The organism is Salinicola sp. MIT1003 (assembly GCF_001858555.1).
In the GTDB taxonomy this organism is placed as follows: domain Bacteria; phylum Pseudomonadota; class Gammaproteobacteria; order Pseudomonadales; family Halomonadaceae; genus Salinicola; species Salinicola salarius.
Genome location: NZ_MCAP01000058.1, coordinates 110,396 through 130,773 on the forward strand (window position 1 = coordinate 110,396; position 20,378 = coordinate 130,773).

15 protein-coding genes are annotated in these 20,378 nt (G+C 62.0%); 13 read left to right on the top strand and 2 right to left on the bottom strand.

What is annotated here, in order from left to right:
• Nucleotides 1–2: 2 nt before the first annotated feature.
• Together mreC and BC443_RS16430 are read right to left on the bottom strand one after the other, a co-directional pair.
• Nucleotides 3–974 carry a rod shape-determining protein MreC gene (gene mreC / locus BC443_RS16425; RefSeq protein WP_276232420.1) on the bottom strand — a complete coding sequence of 324 codons (972 nt, stop codon included), beginning with the start codon at nucleotides 972–974 and terminating at the stop codon, nucleotides 3–5.
• A 56-nt stretch (nucleotides 975–1,030) separates the two neighbouring features.
• Nucleotides 1,031–2,068 carry a rod shape-determining protein gene (locus BC443_RS16430; protein WP_071232911.1) on the bottom strand — a complete coding sequence of 346 codons (1,038 nt, stop codon included), beginning with the start codon at nucleotides 2,066–2,068 and terminating at the stop codon, nucleotides 1,031–1,033.
• A gap of 270 nt (nucleotides 2,069–2,338) precedes the next feature.
• Here BC443_RS16430 and gatC point away from each other — a divergent pair, with 270 nt between their 5' ends.
• The 13 genes from gatC (at nucleotide 2,339) to BC443_RS16495 (ending at nucleotide 20,354) form a co-directional block, all read left to right on the top strand.
• The gene (gatC, locus tag BC443_RS16435) at nucleotides 2,339–2,629 is read left to right on the top strand and encodes an Asp-tRNA(Asn)/Glu-tRNA(Gln) amidotransferase subunit GatC (protein ID WP_071232912.1); all 291 of its coding nucleotides are present in this window, start codon (nucleotides 2,339–2,341) and stop codon (nucleotides 2,627–2,629) included.
• A gap of 238 nt (nucleotides 2,630–2,867) precedes the next feature.
• On the top strand, nucleotides 2,868–4,325 hold the full coding sequence (gene gatA, locus BC443_RS16440; protein ID WP_071232913.1) for an Asp-tRNA(Asn)/Glu-tRNA(Gln) amidotransferase subunit GatA: 1,458 nt from the start codon (nucleotides 2,868–2,870) through the stop codon (nucleotides 4,323–4,325).
• Nucleotides 4,325–5,776, top strand: coding sequence for an Asp-tRNA(Asn)/Glu-tRNA(Gln) amidotransferase subunit GatB (gatB, locus tag BC443_RS16445; RefSeq protein ID WP_071232914.1), 1,452 nt, complete (start codon nucleotides 4,325–4,327; stop codon nucleotides 5,774–5,776). Before gatA ends, gatB begins: the two co-directional genes overlap by 1 nt.
• Nucleotides 5,777–6,520: 744 nt before the next feature.
• Nucleotides 6,521–9,082, top strand: a complete 2,562-nt coding sequence (locus BC443_RS16450) for an EAL domain-containing protein (protein WP_170835897.1) — start codon at nucleotides 6,521–6,523, stop codon at nucleotides 9,080–9,082.
• Between the two features lie 131 nt (nucleotides 9,083–9,213).
• On the top strand, nucleotides 9,214–11,184 hold the full coding sequence (locus BC443_RS16455; protein ID WP_071232915.1) for a diguanylate cyclase: 1,971 nt from the start codon (nucleotides 9,214–9,216) through the stop codon (nucleotides 11,182–11,184).
• Between the two features lie 174 nt (nucleotides 11,185–11,358).
• Nucleotides 11,359–12,225 carry a MaoC family dehydratase N-terminal domain-containing protein gene (locus BC443_RS16460; RefSeq protein ID WP_247643312.1) on the top strand — a complete coding sequence of 289 codons (867 nt, stop codon included), beginning with the start codon at nucleotides 11,359–11,361 and terminating at the stop codon, nucleotides 12,223–12,225.
• Nucleotides 12,222–13,391 carry an acyl-CoA dehydrogenase family protein gene (locus BC443_RS16465; protein WP_071232916.1) on the top strand — a complete coding sequence of 390 codons (1,170 nt, stop codon included), beginning with the start codon at nucleotides 12,222–12,224 and terminating at the stop codon, nucleotides 13,389–13,391. Before BC443_RS16460 ends, BC443_RS16465 begins: the two co-directional genes overlap by 4 nt.
• Before the next feature lie 24 nt (nucleotides 13,392–13,415).
• The gene (locus BC443_RS16470; protein ID WP_210766298.1) at nucleotides 13,416–14,765 is read left to right on the top strand and encodes an MmgE/PrpD family protein; all 1,350 of its coding nucleotides are present in this window, start codon (nucleotides 13,416–13,418) and stop codon (nucleotides 14,763–14,765) included.
• Between the two features lie 49 nt (nucleotides 14,766–14,814).
• Nucleotides 14,815–16,014, top strand: a complete 1,200-nt coding sequence (locus tag BC443_RS16475) for a CaiB/BaiF CoA-transferase family protein (protein WP_071232918.1) — start codon at nucleotides 14,815–14,817, stop codon at nucleotides 16,012–16,014.
• A 70-nt stretch (nucleotides 16,015–16,084) separates the two neighbouring features.
• Nucleotides 16,085–16,909 (top strand): CoA ester lyase, encoded by an 825-nt coding sequence (locus BC443_RS16480; protein ID WP_071232919.1) that lies wholly within the window; start codon nucleotides 16,085–16,087, stop codon nucleotides 16,907–16,909.
• A gap of 533 nt (nucleotides 16,910–17,442) precedes the next feature.
• On the top strand, nucleotides 17,443–18,420 hold the full coding sequence (locus BC443_RS16485; RefSeq protein WP_087718118.1) for a TRAP transporter substrate-binding protein: 978 nt from the start codon (nucleotides 17,443–17,445) through the stop codon (nucleotides 18,418–18,420).
• A gap of 12 nt (nucleotides 18,421–18,432) precedes the next feature.
• Nucleotides 18,433–19,074: a TRAP transporter small permease gene (locus tag BC443_RS16490; protein ID WP_071232921.1), complete on the top strand. Its 642-nt coding sequence runs from the start codon at nucleotides 18,433–18,435 to the stop codon at nucleotides 19,072–19,074.
• A complete protein-coding gene (locus tag BC443_RS16495) occupies nucleotides 19,071–20,354 on the top strand; it encodes a TRAP transporter large permease (RefSeq protein WP_071232922.1) in 1,284 nt (427 codons plus the stop codon). Before BC443_RS16490 ends, BC443_RS16495 begins: the two co-directional genes overlap by 4 nt.
• The last annotated feature ends 24 nt before the right edge of the window (nucleotides 20,355–20,378 follow it).

A 20,378-nucleotide genomic window follows, 5' to 3' on the forward strand; every position in this document is an offset into this window, starting at 1 on the left:
GTTCACTCCTGCTCCGTCGACTGCAGCATCAGCGCTGCGGTCAACGCCTCTTCACTGATACGGTTGGCGTCGGGATGCGCCGGATCCCCCGGCCAGACCACCTGCCGCGCCATACGCTCCGGTCCGTCCAGCTTCACCTCGGGTCGCTCGGGGGGAAACAGCAGCAGGAAATAGCGCGATCGCTCCGGCTGGGCAATCGGCTCGGCCGACACCTCCATGAATGCCTGGCTCGACTCGCGCTTGACTTCATCCACCCGGGCCACCGGATATCCCTGCGGGAAACGCCCTCCCAGGCCGGAGGTCACCAGCAGGTCGCCTTCGCGGATGTCCGCCGTGGCCGGCACGCTGGGGATATTGAGCGTATCGAGTTGACCGGTGCCCTGGGCGATGAAGCGCAGACCGTTACGATTGATCTCCACCGGCACGGCGTGGTTGGCGTCGGCCACCATCAGCACGCGGCTGGTATAGGCGGATACCGACACTACCTGACCGATCAGCCCCGAGGCATCCATCACCGGCTGGCCGATGTAGACACTGTCGCGGCGACCGCGATTGATCACCATCTGCTGGGTGAACGGATCGGAGTCCAGCGACAAAAGCTCGGCGGTGATATAGGGCACGTCGGCAGGATTGGGCGCGTTCAGCAGCTCGCGCAGATGGATGTTCTCGGCGGTCAGGCTCGCCATGCGCTGCACGCGGTTGGAGAGCGTCAGCAACTGCTCGCGCAGCCGCCCGTTCTCGTCGATCAGCGCCTGCTGATCGGAGATCGCCATGGCGCTCCAGCGCACACCCTCGCTCGGCAGCGCCACCAGCCACTGAATGGGCGCCACGACCGTGGTCAAATGAGAACGTGCCGTCTCCACCGCACTGAAGCGATGTTCGGCAAACATCAGCCCGAATGCCAGTACCGCACACAACAGCATGCGGTACGTCGGTATCGGGCCGTAGGAAAACAGCGGTTTGATAGGCCTCACCCCCATCTACCGAGGACGGATGGCGCCACCGGTGGCGTCATCCGTCGCGGCTGGCCTCAATCGCTGGAGAGCAGTTCGAAGGTATGCTGATCGATCATCTCGAGCGCCTTGCCGCCACCGCGTGCCACGCAGGTCAGCGGATCCTCGGCGATGATGACCGGCAGGCCGGTTTCCTCGGCGATCAGCTTGTCGATGTCCCGCAACAGGGCCCCGCCACCGGTCAGCACCAGGCCACGTTCGGCGATATCCGAGGCAAGCTCCGGCGGCGACTGCTCCAGCGCACTCTTGACCGCGGTCACGATGGACGCCAGCGGCTCCTGCAGCGCATCGAGAATCTCGTGGGAGTTGAGCGTGAAGCTGCGCGGAATGCCCTCGGCCAGATTGCGGCCGCGCACATCAATCTCGCGCAGCTCGCCACCGGGATAGGCACACCCGACCTCTTCCTTGATCCGCTCCGCCGTGGCTTCACCGATCAGGCTGCCGTAGTGACGGCGCACGTAGGAAGTAATTGCCTCGTCGAAGCGGTCGCCACCCACACGCACGGATTCGGAATAGACCACCCCGTTGAGCGAAATGATCGCGATCTCGGTCGTGCCGCCACCGATATCGACGACCATCGATCCCTGGGCTTCCTCGACTGGCAGACCGGCACCGATCGCGGCAGCCATCGGCTCCTCGATCAGATAGACATCGCGCGCCCCGGCGCCCTCGGCGGACTCCTTGATCGCGCGGCGCTCGACCTGCGTCGACATGCAGGGAACGCACACCAGCACGCGCGGGCTGGGAGTCAGGAAGGTGCTCTGGTGAACCTTGCGTATGAAGTGCTGCAGCATCTGCTCGGTAACGGTGAAGTCAGCAATCACGCCATCCTTCATCGGACGGATGGCGGTAATGTTACCGGGCGTGCGCCCCAGCATCCGCTTGGCGTCGAGGCCGACGGCCGCAACACTGCGCATGTTGCCGGATTGGCGAATCGCCACAACGGAGGGTTCGTCCAGGACGATACCGCGACCGCGGACGTAAATCAGCGTGTTGGCGGTTCCCAGATCGATCGACAGATCGCTCGAGAACAGCCCCCGTAAACGTTTAAACATGGAAACTTTTACCTAGTCCAGACCGGAACCCTGTGCGGACGCAAACGGTATCACCGTGGGGGTAAAGCAGCAAGCGCGAGCCTGCCAGAGGGGGCGCGAATATGATAATGTCTCCTCCATTTCTTGACGTGGCGAACAGGAAGTCGCGAACCTTCGCGACCTTTTTTGCAACGAACGCTCAGAGACGAATCGTTCCGGAGACGCAACCGCCGCCGATGCGGCGTCTCCGACACCAACGACGCGATGTCCCAACGAGAGGACCTTCACTACATGGCAATCGAACACGCAGACGTGTTGCGCGCAGCGCACCTGGCACGCCTGGGCCTCAACAGCGACGCCGAAGCTGCCGGCTATGTCGACGATCTGACCCGGATCCTGGAAATGGTCGACCGCCTGCAGGCAGTGGACACCGACGGCGTAGCCCCTTTGTCTCACCCGCTCGACGCCACTCAGCGTCTGCGACCGGACGAAGTCACCGAGACCAACCAGCGCGAAGCCTTCCAGGCCTGTGCGCCGGAAACGGCCGATGGCCTCTATCTGGTACCGCGCGTCGTCGAATAAGTTCGACGCTATCAACAGCCGAATAAGTTCGACGCTGTGAACAGCCGAATAAGTTCGACGCTGTGAACAGCCGAATAAGTTCGACGCCGTGAATAGCCGAATGCGTTCGACGTCATGAACCGACAAACGAGTTCGACGCCGATGGCGAGACGACCAGGTTCGGCGCCACTTCTTCGATGGGCCGGCACCGTTTGTCACCCATTCTGCGTAGCGATTTGATTCAGGGAACTGCGACCCCATGCACCATATGACGCTCACGGAGCTCGCCAAAGGGCTCAAGGCCGGCGACTTTTCCAATCGAGAGCTGACCACCAGCCTGCTCGACCGCATCGAGCGGCTGGATGGCGACATCAACAGCTTCATCACCGTCACTCGTGACCAGGCGCTGAGCGCCGCCGATGCCGCCGACCAGGCCCGCGCCAAGGGCGATTCACGGCCGCTCGCCGGTCTGCCCCTGGCGATCAAGGACATCTTCTGCACCCAGGGTATCCGCACCAGCTGTGGTTCGAAGATGCTCGACAACTTCCAGGCGCCCTACAACGCCACCGTCGTCGAGAAGCTCGAGGCCGCCGGCATGATCAGCCTTGGCAAGACCAACATGGACGAGTTCGCCATGGGCTCGTCGAACGAATCGAGCTTCTACGGCCCGGTGAAGAATCCGTGGGACCGTACCGCCGTGCCGGGCGGCTCGTCCGGTGGCAGCGCCGCCGCCATCGCCGCCGGATTCGCCCCTGCCGCGCTGGGCACCGACACCGGCGGTTCGATTCGCCAGCCCGCCGCTTTCTGCGGCATTACCGGCCTCAAGCCGACCTACGGCCGTGTCTCCCGCTACGGCATGATCGCGTTCGCCTCGAGCCTCGACCAGGGCGGCCCGATGGCCCGGAGCGCGGAGGACTGTGCCCTCCTGCTGGGTGCCATCGCCGGGCATGACCTGCGCGACTCCACCAGCGTCGCCCGCGTGGTGCCGGACTATCTCGCCGAACTGGACGCCCCGCTGGACGGCCTCAAGATCGGCCTGCCCAAGGAGTATTTCGGCAACGGGCTCGATACCGAGGTCGAAAGCGCCATCCGCGAGGCGATTCGCGTCTACGAATCCCTGGGCGCCAAGGTGTGCGAGGTGAGCCTGCCGCACACGCATCTGGCCGTTCCGGCCTACTACGTCATCGCCCCGGCGGAAGCCTCCTCCAACCTCTCGCGCTACGACGGCGTGCGCTTCGGCCATCGCTGCGAGAACCCGGCCGACCTCGAGGATCTCTACAAGCGTACCCGCGCCGAAGGCTTCGGTGACGAGGTCAAGCGCCGCATCCTGATCGGCACCCACACCCTGTCCGAGGGCTTCTTCGACGCCTACTACCGCAAGGCGCAGCAGGTTCGCCGCCTGATCCGGCAGGACTTCCTCGATGCTTTCGACGAGGTCGACGTCCTGATGGGGCCGGCCGCACCGACGACGGCGTTCGACCTGGGTGCCAAGAAAGACCCGGTCTCGATGTACCTGCAGGACATCTACACCATCGCCATCAACCTGGCCGGCATTCCGGGCATCAGCGTGCCGGCCGGGTTCGCTGGCAAGCGCCCCATCGGCCTGCAGATCCTCGGCCAGCACTTCGCCGAAGGCCAACTGCTCAACGTGGCGCACCAGTTCCAGCAGGCGACGGACTGGCACCGTCGGCACCCGACCGATCAGGAGATAACCTAATGCAGTGGGAAACCGTCATCGGGTTGGAAGTCCACGTCCAGCTCGCCACCCAATCCAAGATCTTCTCCGGCGCCTCGACCGCCTTTGGCGCCGAGCCCAACACCCAGGCCTGCGCCATCGATCTGGGCCTGCCGGGCGTGCTGCCGGTATTGAATGAAGGCGCCGTGGCGATGGCCGTCCAGTTCGGCCTGGCGATCAATGCCGAGATCCCCGAGACCTCGCTGTTCGAGCGCAAGAACTACTTCTACCCCGACCTGCCCAAGGGCTACCAGACCAGCCAGATGGCCCAGCCCATCGTCGGCAAGGGCGAAGTGGAAATCGTGCTGGATGACGATGTACGCAAGCGCATTCGCATCCATCACGCCCACCTGGAGGAGGACGCCGGCAAATCTCTGCATGAAGACTTTCATGGCATGAGTGGCATCGACTTGAACCGCGCCGGCACGCCGCTTCTTGAGATCGTCTCCGAGCCGGACATGCGCTCCGCCAAGGAAGCGGTGGCCTACATCCGTGCGATTCATGCCATCGTCACCTATCTCGGCATTTCCGACGGCAACATGGCCGAAGGCTCGATGCGCTGCGACGTCAACGTCTCGGTCCGACCCAAGGGTCAGGAGACCCTCGGCACCCGCGCCGAAATCAAGAACGTCAACTCCTTCCGCTTCGTCGAGCGCGCGATCGAATTCGAGGTCGAGCGCCAGATCGAGCTGATCGAGGACGGCGGCAAGGTCGTTCAGGAAACCCGGCTCTACGACCCTGACCAGGACGAAACCCGCAGCATGCGGACCAAGGAGGAAGCCAATGACTACCGTTACTTCCCCTGCCCCGACCTGCTGCCGGTGATGCTCGACGAAGCCTACATCGAGCACCAGCGCTCGACGCTGCCGGAGCTGCCCACCGAGAAACGCAACCGTTTCGAAACCAGCCTGGGGCTTTCCACCTACGATGCCGGCGTACTGTCATCGACGCGCCCGATGGCCGAATACTTCGAAGCCGTACTGGCCGTCTGCGGCGATGCCAAGCAGGCCGCCAACTGGGTCCAGGGCGAACTTTCCGGGCATCTCAACCGCGAAAATATCGACATCAGCAACAGCCCGGTGACGCCGGAACAGCTCGGCGGCCTGATCAGCCGCGTGCTCGACGACACCATCAACGGCAAGGCTGCCAAGCAAGTCTTCGCGGCACTGTGGAACAACGAAGGCGCGAGCGCCGACGAGATCATCGACGCCCGCGGCCTCAAGCAGGTCACGGATACCGGGGCCATCGAAGCGATGATCGATCAGGTGATCGCCGACAGCCCGGTTCAGGTCGCGCAGTACCGCGAAGCCGACCCGGAGAAGCGCGGCAAGATGATCGGCTACTTCGTCGGCCAGGTGATGAAAGCCTCTCGCGGCACCGCCAATCCGCAACAGGTCAATGGCCTGCTCAAGCAGAAGCTGGACGACGCCTGAACGGCTTCGCTTGCACAGTAAAGCAGTAAAGACAGACACAAAGCCCACGGCAGAAGCCGTGGGCTTTGTGTCGTCATGGTCTGGTGTTCCTTATATCGACCAATCGACCAACGTCGACCAAGGGCATCGATCCAGGGCTGACATGTTCTGCGAAAATGTATCGACGGTCGCCGCTAGACAAGCAGCAACTTTGTCGCGCTATCCAGGCGCAGCTGTCCAAGGGCGGCTGGGATGCTCCTTAGACTGCTACTTTCTACCAGAACACTATTTTTCATCATATCATTACTCTCCATCGACCCACTCCCTGTCGTACCATCTCCTATAAATCTGCATTATTTTGATTCTCAAAATAAAATGTTTATTTATGTAAGTTCGATAAAATCATTATTCGAAATTTTATGACAGCGGTTACTGTCTCCCACGCCACGCGTCGCGACAATAGATGCCTTCGCCCGCAAGCCTGCGGGCCAACCGGCAAAACGATACCGATGAAAAGCAAGGAGTCGTGCAAGTCTTCGCCATCGAAAGCGAGACGATCATGGCCGAAACACAAGCACCTTCTCCGCCGAGGTGACACGATAAAGCAGCCATAATACCCGAAAATAACGAGAATCAAGACACTGAAAATCAGCATAAATAGCGTTTAAAACGGCGCTTGTTTTCTGGCCCCCCTTCACTGAAACTCTGCACGATACGGCCCCTTGAAAGCCGACAGAAGAAGGGATATCGGATAGTGTGAAGAAAATGATGAACGCCGATCTCGAACTGATGGATGCGCAGCAGAACGTCCTAGACATGATCGCTGGCCAAGCAGATCTGAAAAGTCTCTTGAATGCCATGGCCGACTGGGTGGAAGCACTGTTTCCTGGCTCGGTGGCCGCTTTCATGCGCTTTGATCCCGATCGGCATACGCTCAGCTTGCTGCCGAACCCCCGCCTCTCTCGCCGCTATGCCGAACAATTGCAGAACGTTCCGCTCGGCCCTGAGCAGGGTGCCTTCGGAACCGCGGCTTACCGGCGTAAGGTCATGCTCACCGAAATCCGGACGGCTCCCTGCTGGAAGGCACTACGTCATGCAGCCATCCTCGAGGGATTCGAGACCTGCTGGTCGAGTCCGCTGATCACGTCACAAGGCGAGTTACTGGGGACTTTCGAGACGTACTATCGTGGCTACATGCCCGCCAACGAGACCTCGCAGAAACGCTTGCGGCAAGCGGCAGCACTGGTCACGCTGGCGTTCCTCCGCGACCGTGATACTCATCAGCATCGCACCCTGGCCGAGTGGCATCGCTCCTTGTTCGACAACCATCCAGATGGTGTCTACGAATTCGATCTGAAGGGGCGCTTCCAGCAGGGGAACGCCGCGCTGGAGCAGATCACCGGCTACCCGGTGGACGAGATGATCGGCCGCCACTTCGATGACTTCATCGCCACGGATTACCGAGAGCTGACCCAAGCGGCCTTCGATGCCGCCCGGAGTGGCGAATCCCGCCAGTATGAGACGATCGGCATCCACGCCAGTGGGCGCGCCTATCCTTTGGAGGTCATCAACTTTCCGGTCACCGTCGATGGGGAGATCGTGGGCGTCTACGGGATTTGCCACGACATCACCCGTCGCAAACGCCGGGAAGCCGACCTCAGGCTCCTGCAACGCGGCATCGAGGCCAGCCCCGTCGGCATGGTGATGGTCGATGCGATCCAGACGGAAAGACCCATCGTTTATGCCAATGACGCCTTCTGTCATCTGACGGGTTACTCGCACGATCAGGTTCTCGGCAGGAACTGCCGCTTCCTGCAAGGGGAGCGAACCGATCCGGCGGCTGTCGAGACCATCCGCAAGGCTTTGCAGGCAAACACCGAAGTACAGGTCACCCTGCTCAACTATCGACAGGACGGTTCGACGTTCTGGAACCGCCTCACCGTTAGCCCCGTCACCGACGAACGGGGGCAGTGCACCCATTTCATCGGCACTCAGGAAGACATTACCCAGCATCGGGATCAGGAAGCGCAAATTGCCTATCAGGCGACCCACGATTTGCTCACCGGCTTGCCCAACAGAGCCTCATTGGACGCGCGCCTGGAACGGGAATACCGCAAAAGCCTCAAGCGCCAGAGCCCGTTGACCGTGATGTATCTCGATCTGGATGGTTTCAAGACCGTCAACGACGGCCTGGGGCATCCCGTCGGCAATCGCATGCTCGTCGCCGTCGCGAAACGGCTCCGCCAGTATGTGGCCGCCGGCGACATGCTGGCCCGTGTCGGTGGTGACGAGTTCATTTTTCTGCTGCCGCACCTGCCTCACCATGACGCTGCGGCCGAGGCTGCGAAGAACATTCTCGAAGCCTTCGAGTCTCCCTTCGATATCGATGGAAAGATGCTACATATCAGTACCAGCATCGGGCTCGCCTGTCGTGGCGCAGACACTCGGCGCGCGCAGGAACTGTTGCAATATGCCGACCTGGCCATGGAGGGCGCGAAACGCCAGGGGCGCAATACCTGGCAGTGGTATCAAGGTGGTGGCAACGAGAGCACGGGCGAGTATGTATTGATGCGCCACGATATCCAGATGGCGCTGCGTGAAGGTCAGTTCGAGCTTTTCTATCAGCCGGTCGTCGAGGCGACTACTGGCAGAATTCGCAGCGTCGAAGCCTTGATCCGCTGGCACCACCCGCTGCATGGGATGATATCTCCCGGCGTCTTCATTCCGGTGGCCGAACAGACCGGACAGATCATCGATATCGGCCGCTGGGTATTGCGTGAGGCCTGCCAGACGCTAGCCGACAGTCAAGCGCGAGGAGACCGAGTCGTTCCGGTTGCGGTCAACATATCATCACTGCAGTTTCACCGCGACGGCTTTCTCGACGAGGTCAAACGCGTGCTCGACGAAACCGGATTGCCACCGAATCTGCTCGAGCTGGAAATGACCGAAAGTATTCTGCTGCAGAATGCCGAGAAGGTCATTGACCTGGTCACAGCGTTGCGCGCGATGGGCATCTCCATTGCCATCGACGATTTCGGTACTGGCTTTTCCAGCCTGAGCTACCTCCGTGATCTACCGATCCACAAGATCAAACTGGATCGCGCCTTCATCGAAGACATCCTGACATCCTCCCATAATGCCGCCATCGTCGAGGGCACCATCACCATGGCGCACCACATGGCATTGACGGTAGTAGCTGAAGGCATCGAGCAATCCACGCAGCAGAAAGACCTTTGCCAGCGTCGCTGCGATTATCTTCAGGGCTTCTTTTTCGCCAGGCCCATGCCCTGGAAGGAGTTACAGAGACTGCCCGATACGCTCCCCTGAACGGAAGAAACGACAAGACAACGATTGTCGATCGGGCGGCCGGACGGCCCTCGATCTGACTCGCGCCGGGTGCAGTGGCGTCATCGACTGCCGAGGCCAATAGCCCTCGTGGCATTTCGAGAGATCCATCCGTGAAAGTGAATGCGCTTTGCTCACGACTCATGCTAGCTATCGTCGTCCCCGTGATGTTGATCACGGCGTTTCTTTATCCGCTATCCTACGCCTATCTGGAGGCACGTATCGACGGAAGTCGAGTCGGTGCCCAGGCCATGCTGGAGAGCGGGCGAGAGGCTCTGCAAAGGCGGCTGAACGAATGTTTCGACGACATTGTGGCAACTTCCAGGATGCCATTGCTCAAATATTATCTCGATAGCGTCCAGACCAGGCAGTCGCCTTTCCCCTCCACGGCCCAGCAACTGACTGCCGAGCGGCTCGCATTGCTGTTCGACACCCTGCTTACGCATTCGGGGCGATACACCACGCTGATGCTGCTGAATACGCGCGGCCAGGAACTTCTTCATGTCAAGTATGGGAAGCGTCAGGACAAGCTTTCGACCGGCCGTTCTTACGCCGATTCGGTCTATTTCCAAGAAGCCATGCAACTGGCGCCTGGCGAGCTCTACATCTCCCCTCCCACCCGCCAGCCCAGCTATGAAAACGCGAATGACAGTGTGGTTCCGATCATCAGTATCGCCACGCCCGTCTTCGATAACGAGGGCCGACGCAAAGGGGTTTTGCTGTCTAGCGTCGACTGGCAATCCTTGACCACCGACATGCGACACGCGATGTCCATCGACAGCACGGCGCAGCCCATTCTCATCGATGGTCAAGGCAACTGGCTTCTTGCCAAAGCTTTTGGAACGACGACATTCGGCAGGAACTTCAAAGTAAAGTTTCCTGAACAATGGGAGTCGCTTTCGCAACAAGATCACGGCCAGGTAGAGATGGACGACCGTCTCCTGCTTTTCCAGACCATCGATATTCGGACTCGACAATACCGCAGTCTGGCCAGCGGGATTTACAGCACCCCATCCTACTATCCCTGGCAGCTAGGTATCCTGGTTTCCAAGCCTCGCCTGACCACCCTGTTCGATCAGGACGTACCCGTTCTGCTCATTTTCATGCTCTACGCCCTGGCCATTCTGCCAGGCATCGTCTGGGCCATCAGCAGCCATCGGCAGCAATTACTGAAGCGAGAAGCCCAGCAGTACGCCAAGGAAGTTCGCAATCTCTATGACTATGCGCCTTGCGGGTATCATTCGTTGAATGCGGAGGGGCGTGTCGTCCAGATGAACCGTACGGAACTCGAATGGCTGGGATACCGGGCCGAGGAAGTGATCGATCGGCTCGACTATAGCCATTTCATTACGCCTGAAACACGAGAGGCCTTCGAGGAAGCCTTTCAAGGCGTTCTGGGCCCCGATCAGGAAGGCTCGGCGGAATGTGCGCTGCGGACCCGAGCAGGTACCACCATTCCAGTGATCATTCAGGCCACGGCCTACAGAACCTCACGCGGCTTTGTGCATTCACGCGCCACGGTATTCGATCTCACCGAACGCAAGCAACTGGAGGAGACACTGGCCCGCCAGGCCATGACCGATCCCCTCACCGGTCTCGGCAACCGTCGCTATCTGCAGGATCAAGCCGTCCAGGAGATTGCCCGGGCAGAGCGAAGCGGTGAACCGCTCGCGCTGATCGCGATAGATCTGGATCATTTCAAGCATATCAACGACACCTACGGCCACGATGTGGGTGACCGGGTGCTGCAAGCCTTTGCCGAGACGGGCCGTCAACTGCTGCGCGATGGCGACGTACTCTGCCGGATGGGCGGAGAAGAGTTTGCCGTACTGCTGGTCGATACCTCCCAGTCACAAGCGATACAGATTGCCGAAAGGTTACGTCTGACCCTGGAAAACTCACCAGTGGAAGTCGATCCAGAGGTAACTGGAAATGGTTGGCTGCACTATACGGCGTCGCTGGGAGTGACTGCCATCCTGGTCGGCGAAACCTCTCTGAAGCCAGCCATCAAGCGTGCCGACCTGGGGCTTTATGCGGCTAAAGAGCAGGGACGCAACCGCGTCCACTGGCAACCGGCTCAGTAACTCCGGCAGAAGCCGGATCACGGACTCGACGATGCCTCTCGGCGGCGCACGGGTATGGAATACATCGAAAGTCGTATTCAGCAAAACCAAAGCCCCCTGCCACGAAAGACAGATATCCCGAGGAATCGAGTCCGGCCATGCTAGCGACACCTTACGAGACTGGTGGATCGCCTTATGCCCGACAGCATGACCGACAACACGCTCGAACGCTGGATCGGCAACCGGGAACAGAGCACGGATCATCTCGACAGTGCGCTGGTCGCCCGCGTCGCCGCCACCTTCGGCAAGCCCTGCCCGGCTCCGGGCGAACCCTTGCCGCCGCTGTGGCACTGGGCCTTCTTCCAGAACCCGCTCCCTGGCGATCAGTTGGGCGGCGACGGCCATCCGACCCGCGGCGGCTTTCTGCCCCCGGCAGACGACCGCAACCGCATGTGGGCCGGCGGACGCCTCGAGTTCCTGACGCCGCTGAAAGCGGGCATCGAAGCCGAGCGTGTCTCCACGGTGACCGATATCCAGGAAAAACATGGCCGCACCGGCTCGCTGCTGTTCGTGACCGTGCAGCACGATTATCGTCAGGCCGGCGAGCTCGCCATCCGCGAAGAACAGGACATCGTCTACCGTCAGCCGGCCCCTCCCAAGCTGTCGCTCGACGAGCCGATGCCGGACGCGGACTGGTCTCAGACCATCGAGCCCGATCCGGTTCTGCTGTTCCGCTACTCGGCGGTCACCTTCAACGGCCACCGGATTCATTACGACTGGCCCTACGTCACCGAAACCGAGGGGTATCCGGGCCTCGTGGTGCATGGGCCGCTGATCGCCACGCTCCAGTTGCAAGCCTTCTGCGAGGCCAACCCCCAAGCTCGCCCTAAGCGCATGCAGTATCGCGGACTGCGCCCGCTGATCGCCAACAAGCCGTTTCAGACCACCGGACGGATAACCGGTGTCGGCCGTGCCGAGTTGACGGCCGGCAACGAAGACGGACCGGCCCATCGCGCCACGGTTGAATTCAATAACACTGAAGATCAGGAGTCTCGATCATGAGTCTCGACCTTATCGACCACGAGACGCTGGAAGCGATCCGCGACGGCGTGCGCAGCCTGTGCCAGCAGTACGATGGCGAATACTGGCGTCAGATCGACGAAGTCCAGGGCTTCCCCGAGAAGTTCGTGACCGAACTGACCGAAGCCGGCTGGCTCGGTGCGATGATCCCCGAGGCGTTCGGCGGCTCCGGCCTGGGGCTGACCGAGGCCAGCGTGATCCTCGAAGAGGTCAACCGCTGCGGCGGCAACGCCGGCTTCGTGCACGGCCAGATGTACAACATGGCGACGCTGCTCAAGCACGGCAGCGAGGCCCAGAAGAGTGCGATACTGCCCAAACTCGCCAGCGGCGAGCTCCGCCTGCAGTCGATGGGCGTTACCGAGCCCACCACCGGCACCGACACCACCAAGATCAAGACCACGGCGGTGAAGCGCGGCGACAAGTACGTGATCAACGGCCAGAAGGTGTGGATCTCGCGCATCCAACATTCGGACCTGATGATTCTGCTCGCCCGCACCACGCCGCTGGCCGAGGTCAAGCGCAAGTCGGAAGGGATGTCGATCTTCCTGGTCGACCTGCACCAGGCGATCGGCAACGGCATGACGGTCCAGCCGATCGCCAACATGGTCGGCCACGAGACCAACGAGCTGTTCTTCGACAATCTCGAGCTGCCGGCAGATAGCCTGATCGGCGAGGAAGGCAAGGGCTTCCGCTACATCCTCGATGGTCTCAACGCCGAGCGAACCTTGATCGCCGCCGAGTGCATCGGCGATGGCCGCTGGTTCATCGACAAGGCCAGCCGCTACGCCAACGAGCGCATCGTCTTCGACCGGCCGATCGGCAAGAACCAGGGCGTGCAGTTCCCCATCGCCGAGGCGCATATCGAGGTGGAAGCCGCCGACCTGATGCGCTGGCGCGCCTGCCAGGAGTTCGATGCCGGTCTGCCGGCCGGGGCCAGCGCCAACATGGCCAAGTACCTGGCAGCCAAGGCGTCCTGGGAAGCCGCCAACGTCTGCCTGCAGACCCACGGCGGGTTCGGCTTCGCCACCGAGTACGACGTCGAGCGCAAGTTCCGCGAGACCCGGCTCTATCAGGTCGCGCCGATCTCCACCAACCTGATTCTCTCCTACGTGGCCGAGCATCTGCTCGATCTGCCACGTTCGTTCTGACGCCGTAACCGCGAGGGAATGACCATGGATGCTACCCGAACCCTGGCCGCGTTTCTGGCCGAACTCCGCTACGAGCAACTGCCCGGCCATGTCGTCGAACGCTGCCAGGCGCTCTACCTCGACTGGCTGGGCTCGGCCCTGGCGGGCAAGGATCACGCGCCGATCCCGCTGTTCGAGCGCTACAGCCAGATCATGGGCCCGAGCGACGGCGGCAGCCAGCAGCTGACCGACCGCCGCATGACGTCGCCCCACTTTGCTGCCTTCGTCAATGCCGCCGCCTCGCATGTGGTCGAGCAGGACGACCTGCACAACAGCTCCGTACTCCACCCCGCCACCGTGGTGTTCTCCGCCGCGCTGGCGACCGCCCAGGATCTGGGCTGTAGTGGCCAGGACCTGATCACTGCCGCCGTCGCCGGTTACGAAGCGGGGATTCGGGTCGGCGAGTTTCTCGGCCGCTCCCACTACCGCATCTTCCATACCACCGGCACCGCCGGCACCCTGGCTGCCGCCGTGGCCGCGGGCAAGCTGATGGAGCTCGACACCGACGGCTTCGTGAACCTGCTTGGCAGCGCCGGCACCCAGGCCGCCGGGCTGTGGGAATTCCTGCGCGACGCCGCCGACTCCAAGCAGCTCCACACTGCCAAGGCCGCGTCCGACGGCCTGCTCGCCGCCTACATGACCCACAGCGGCCTGACGGGCGCCCGGCATGTTCTCGAAGGCCCCCAAGGCATGGCTGCCGGCATGTCCACCGATGCCGATCTCGACCGGCTGACGGATCGGCTCGGCGAACGCTGGGCGCTGGTCGAGACCTCGTTCAAGTTTCATGCCTCCTGCCGACACACCCACCCGGCAGCGGACGCCTTGCTGGCCCTGATGCAGCGAGAAGCCCTGGCTCATGACGATATCGAAACCGTCACGGCCAGAGTGCATCAGGCCGCGATCGACGTACTCGGCCCCGTGACCGACCCTCGCACCATTCACCAGGCCAAGTTCTCGATGGGTAGCGTGCTGGGGCTGATCGCCGTCCACGGCGATGCCAGCCTGGCCAGCTTCCGCGACCATGCGCTGCAGGACGAGGCCGTAGCCGACTTCCGCCGGCGGGTGTCGATGGTGCTGGACCCTGAGGTGGATGCGGCCTACCCGCGCCGCTGGCTGGGCCGGATCGACGTCACGACCCGCGACGGCCGCCAGTTGAGCGCAGCGATCGACGAACCCAAGGGCGACCCGGGCAACACCCTGAGCCGGGACGAACTGGAGGCCAAGTTCCGCCGTCTCGTGACGTTCTCGGGCGCGGCCAGTGACGATGAAACCGCCAAACTGATCGCCCATGCCTGGAACCTGCCGGCGCTCGACCGTCTCGAGCCGCTGCTGTGACCCGGCTCCTTACCCCTATCGAATTTCCGCTTTCCGGACAGGATCTGCCATGACTGCTCATCCCCCTCGTCCATTGGACGGCATCACCGTGGTCAGCCTCGAGCACGCCATAGCCGCGCCTTTCTGCACACGGCAACTCGCCGATCAGGGCGCTAGAGTCATCAAGATCGAGCGCCCCGGCGTCGGCGACTTCGCCCGCGGCTACGACGAGCGCGTCCACGGTCTCTCCTCGCACTTCGTCTGGACCAACCGGTCGAAGGAGAGCCTGACGCTCAACCTCAAGCACGACGCTGCCGAACCGATTCTCTCCGATTTGCTCGCGGAAGCCGACGTGCTGGTGCAGAACCTGGCGCCGGGCGCCGCCGCCCGCATGGGGCTCGACTTCGACACGCTGCATGCGCAGTTTCCGCGCCTGATCGTGTGCGATATCTCCGGTTACGGCGAGGGCGGCCCCTACGAGACGAAGAAAGCCTACGACCTGCTGATCCAGAGCGAAGCGGGCTTTCTCTCCGTCACTGGCGGCCCGGGGCCGGACGAAATGGCCAAGGCGGGCTGTTCGGTCGCCGACATCGCCGCCGGCATGTACGCCTACAGCAACATCCTCTCGGCATTGCTGCTGCGCGGGCGTACCGGAGAAGGCTCGCACATCGACGTCTCGATGCTGGAGAGCCTGGTCGAATGGATGGGCTACCCGATGTACTACGCCTTCGACGGCGCAACCCCGCCGCCTCGTGCCGGCGCGTCCCACTCGACGATCTATCCCTATGGCCCCTTCCCCACCGGCGACGGCGGCACGGTCATGCTCGGTCTGCAGAACGAGCGCGAATGGCAGCTGTTCTGCGAGAAGGTAATGGAGCAACCGGCGCTGGCCCGGGACGAGCGCTTCGATGCCAACTTCAAGCGCTCCGAGAATCGTGCCGCGCTGCGCACGCTGATCGACGAAGTCTTTGCCGAACTCAGCGCAGAGCAGGTGATCGAGCGTCTCGAAAGCGCTCAGATCGCCAACGCCCACGTCAACGACATGGCGGGCGTGTGGCAGCATCCGCAGCTGGCGGCGCGGGATCGCTGGCGTAGCGTGATGACGCCCGGCGGAGAGGTGCCGGCAGCGCTGCCGCCCGGACGCAACGCGGCATACGAGCCGCGCATGGATGCCGTCCCCGCGCTCGGCCAGCATAGCGAGGCCATTCTCAAGCAGCTGGGCTATGCCGACGAGGACGTGGACAAGCTGCGCCAGGCCGGTACGATCTGAGCGGACCGACGGGTTATCCCTCTATCGCCTTCGCCCGCGCCCTCATCCGCTCACACAAGGAAATGCGCCCATGACCTCGACCACCCTGCCCCGCTCGGCACTGTTCGTGCCGGCCAATCGTCCCGAACGCATCCCCAAGGCGCTCGGCAGCGGTGCCGACATCGTCATCGTCGACCTGGAAGATGCCGTCGCCCCCGAAGCCAAGCCGGAAGCGCGCCGCGCGCTGGAAGCCTTCCTCGAACAGGCGCCGGAAAAGGCCGTCTGGGTGCGCATCAATGCCGCCGATACCGCCGATTTCGACGCGGATCTGGCGCTGTGCCGGGATCGGCCCGGCATCGCCGGCCTCGTCGTGCCCAAGGCGGAGACGACCGAGGCACTCGCCCAGGCTGGCACCCTAGGATTGGCGCTGATGCCACTGATCGAAAGCGCCAGGGGCTTGCAGGCACTGCCCGAGCTCGCCCGCTCTCCCGGCGTCGTGCAGTTGAGCTTCGGCGCGCTGGACCTCGGCCTGGATCTGGGGATCGAGCCGGGTAGCGAAGGCGGCGACTGGATCTTGAATCAGGCCCGCTATCAACTGTTGTTGCAATCGCGCCTGGCCGGGCTCGCGGCACCGATCGAAACCGTACACCCCGAATTTCGCGACATGGCCGTCGTCGAACGCGCTGCCGGGCTGGCCGTCGAGATGGGTTTCAGCGGCATGCTCTGCATTCATCCGCGTCAGGTCGCGGTGGTCAACGATGCTTTCCAGCCCACCGTCGACCAGCTGGCCTGGGCGACACGCGTACTCGAAGCCGCCGAACGCGATGCTGGCGCCGGCCAGATCGACGGCCAGATGATCGATGCGCCGGTCATGGCCCGTGCCCGCCGGCTCATCGCCACCGCGAAACGGGGCTGAACCCGGATTTTGCCGGAAGTCGGGAGGAGTATTTCCGTTCGACTTCCGGCTCTTCGAACGTCCGGCTCTCCACGCGACGGGGACGACGGTCAATTTCCGTCACGAGACGTTTTTCCACCAGCGCAACCTGCCGGAATATTTTCGATTCCCCTCGGCTCATCAACCCCGCATTTAGATCGACGACAATACCGGCGACGCCGCCTTTTCGATATTCCATAATCAATCTTAGTCATTGAATTTAATGGATTTTTAATTCTCAACGCGACGCAAAAATGATCACATCGCCCTATCTTATATCGACTTTTTAAACTTTTTAAACCAGAAAACGATGTTATCTTCCCCTGATTTTCAGCGCCTCGACTCCCGCCAAAGGTTGAATATACGAATCCATGTAATTCTCCGCATACTCCGCATGGCATCGCCAATAAGGTGTCTTCAAAGACGCCAAGACGACAGAACAAACTCAGGAGTGAAATGCCATGTCTCTCATCAATCCAAAAACCGTGGCTGGCGCGATCGGGGTTGCCATCCTGATGGGTGGCGTTGCTAGCGCTCAGGCGCAGGATCCCATCGTCATCAAGTTCTCCCACGTCGTGGCCGAGAACACGCCCAAGGGCCAGGGCGCGAAGATGTTCGCCGAGGAAGTGAAAGAGAAGCTCGGCGACCGCGTGAAGGTCGAGGTCTATCCCAACTCGTCGCTCTACGGCGATGGCAAGGAGATGGAAGCCCTGCTGCTCGGCGACGTGCAGATGCTGGCGCCTTCACTCGCCAAGTTCGAGCAGTACAGCCCCAGCCTGCAGCTCTATGATCTGCCGTTTTTGTTCGACGACATCAATGCCGTCGACCGTTTCCAGCAGTCCGACGAGGGCCAGGGCCTGCTCGATTCGATGCAGGATCGCAACATTCAGGGCCTGGCCTATTGGCACAACGGCATGAAGCAGCTTTCCGCCAACAAGCCGCTGCGTGAACCCGGTGACGCCCGCGGTCTCAAGTTCCGCGTGCAGGCCTCCGACGTGCTCGACGAACAGTTCAAGGAACTCCGTGCCGTCCCCCGCAAGATGAGCTTCGGCGAGGTCTATCAGGCGTTGCAGACCGGCGTGGTCAATGGTCAGGAGAATACCTGGTCGAACATCTACAGCCAGAAGATGCACGAAGTGCAGCCTTACATCACCGAGTCGAACCACGGGATCATCGACTACATGGTGATCACCAACGCCGACTTCTGGAACGGGCTGCCGGACGACGTTCGCACCCAGTTGGAAGAGATCCTGGCCGATGTCTCGCAGAAGGTGAACCAGCAGGCTTACGATCTCAACCAGGACGCCAAGCAGTCCATCGTCGATGCCGGCACCAGCGAGATCATCCAGCTGACCCCCGAACAGCGTAAAGAGTGGCGCGACGCGGTTCGTCCGGTGTGGGAGAAGTTTCAGGATGATATCGGCGAAGACCTGATCAAGGCTGCCGATAGCGCCAACCAGTCCGACGCCACCTCGTCTGAAAACAGCCAGTAATCGAGCCGAACCATGACACGTTTCCTGCGTGCCTGGGCGCATCTGGAGGAGGGCCTGGTGGCCTTCCTCCTCGCCCTCATGACCCTGGTGACCTTCAGCTACGTGATGGTCAACAACCTCTATACCGTCTTCTACGATGCGGCGGACCTGTTCCCGTTCGCGGAAACGCCGCTCTTCGCGATCGGTGATTTCATCATCGATCTGGCCCAGGAGATGACCTGGAGCATCGCCCTGACCAAGGCGTGCTTCGCCTGGCTGATCTTCCTGGGCATTGCCTATATCGTGCGCATCGGTGCCAACATCGGGGTCGACCTGCTCGTCCGGCTGCTGCCGGAGCGTCTGCGACGCGCCGTGGGCATCCTGACGTGCCTGATCTGCATCGCCTACACCGCCCTGTTCGCCGTCTCCAGCTACACCTGGGTACAGGCACTGATGCGCGCGCGGATCGGCGCCGAGGATCTCGACCAGTACGGCGTGCTGCAATGGCATATCACGATCATCGTGCCGATCGGCTTCACGCTGGTCCTTATCCGCCTGATCGAGGTGCTGGTGCGCATGCTGCGCGGCAAGCAGATCACCATGGAATTGAGCAACGAGTCCACGGACGCCCTGAAGCTCAAGGAAGAAGCCAGCACTGAGGAGAAGTCGGCATGACCATCGCCTTTCTGTTCGTGGTGCTTTTCGGCCTACTCTTCCTCAACGTGCCGATCGCATTCTCGCTGGGCATTGCCAGTTCGTTGACGATCCTGCTGTTCAGCCAGGATTCCCTGAGCTCGCTGGCGATCAAGCTGTTCGAGACCTCCGAGCACTATACGCTGCTGGCGATTCCGTTCTTCATTCTCGCCGGCGCCTTCATGACCAGCGGTGGCGTGGCAAGAAGGCTCATCAATTTCGCCAACGCCTGCGTCGGGCATATTCGCGGCGGCCTGGCGATCGCTTCGGTACTCTCCTGCGTCATGTTCGCGGCGCTCTCCGGCTCCTCCCCGGCGACGGTCGCGGCAGTGGGCTCGGTGGTCATCGCCGGGATGGCGCGGTCCGGCTACACCAAGGATTTCGCCACCGGCATCGTCTGCAACGCGGGGACGCTAGGCATCCTGATCCCGCCGTCGATCGTGATGGTGGTCTATGCCACGGTCACCGAAAGCTCTGTCGGCAAGATCTTCGTCGCGGGTATCGTGCCCGGGCTGCTGCTGGGCCTGATCCTGATGGTGGCGATCTATATCGTCGCCCGCGTCAAGAAGATGCCGGCCCTGCCCCGCCCCTCGATCGGTGAATTTCTCTCCACGGCCCGCAAGGCCAGTTGGGGGCTGTTGACCATCGTGATCGTGCTCGGCGGTATCTACGGCGGGTTCTTCACGCCCACCGAGGCTGCGGCGGTAGCCGCCGTCTACGCCGGCTTCGTGGCCCTGTTCGTCTATCGGGACATCACCTTCAAGCAGTGCCCGGGCGTGCTGCTCGACGCCGCCAAGTTGTCGGTGGTGCTGATGTTCATCATCGCCAACGCGATGCTGTTCGCCCATGTGCTGACCACGGAGCAGATCCCGCAGACGATCACGGCATGGGTCGTGGATCAGGGCTTCTCGCCGATCACCTTCCTGCTGGTAGTCAATATCGTGCTGCTGGTAGCAGGATCGTTCATGGAGCCGTCGGCGATCATTCTGATCCTGGCGCCGATCCTGTTCCCGGTGGCGGCACAACTGGGCATCGATCCGATCCATTTCGGCATCATCATGGTGGTCAACATGGAGATCGGCCTGGTGACGCCGCCGGTGGGTCTGAACCTGTTCGTGGCTTCCGCCGTTACCGGCATGCCGCTGACGCGCACGATCCGGGCGGCTTCTCCCTGGCTGTTCCTGCTGCTCGGCTTCCTGCTGCTGGTCACCTACGTGCCATTCCTGTCGCTGGGCCTGCCCAACTGGCTGGGCATGCCGTAGGGCGAACCGGTCTGAAGCCACACG